We start from the raw sequence: 452 nt of genomic DNA, 5'->3' as shown, positions 1-452 counted from the left end.
ATATAATGGACGGCGATTTTGTTCCAAGCATTTCTTACGGTCCACAGTGGGTCAAACAAATTAAGGCCAGTGGCAGCAAATTAACCTTGGATGTTCATTTAATGGTTAATCACCCGGAAAAATTAATTGATTCTTTTGTTTCGGCCGGTGCCGACATTATTGGTGTCCACGTAGAAGCTACAGCACATATTCATCGCGCTTTGCAAATGATTAAAAACGCTGGGATTCATCCGGAGGTGGTTATTAATCCAGGGACACCGGTTTCGGCGATTTTACCAATCTTATATATGGTTGATCAAGTTTTGGTTATGACTGTTAATCCTGGATTTGGTGGCCAAAAGTTTTTGCCTGAAGAAATTTCTAAAATTGCTGAACTTCGTGAATGCAAAAAAGAACACGGACTCAATTTCGATATTGAAATTGACGGAGGGGTTAACGACCAAACACTGGTA

At 40.3% G+C, this 452-nt stretch carries 1 protein-coding gene; it reads left to right on the top strand.

The window, feature by feature from the left end:
• Positions 1–452, top strand: a 452-nt coding sequence (locus KH893_RS12160) for a ribulose-phosphate 3-epimerase (RefSeq protein WP_281166323.1), incomplete at both ends; no start/stop codon positions are given.

Source organism: Liquorilactobacillus sicerae (genome assembly GCF_029916425.1).
In the GTDB taxonomy this organism is placed as follows: domain Bacteria; phylum Bacillota; class Bacilli; order Lactobacillales; family Lactobacillaceae; genus Liquorilactobacillus; species Liquorilactobacillus sicerae.
Note: the sequence above shows the minus strand (reverse complement) of the source record. Positions and strands in the feature narration are given on the sequence as shown.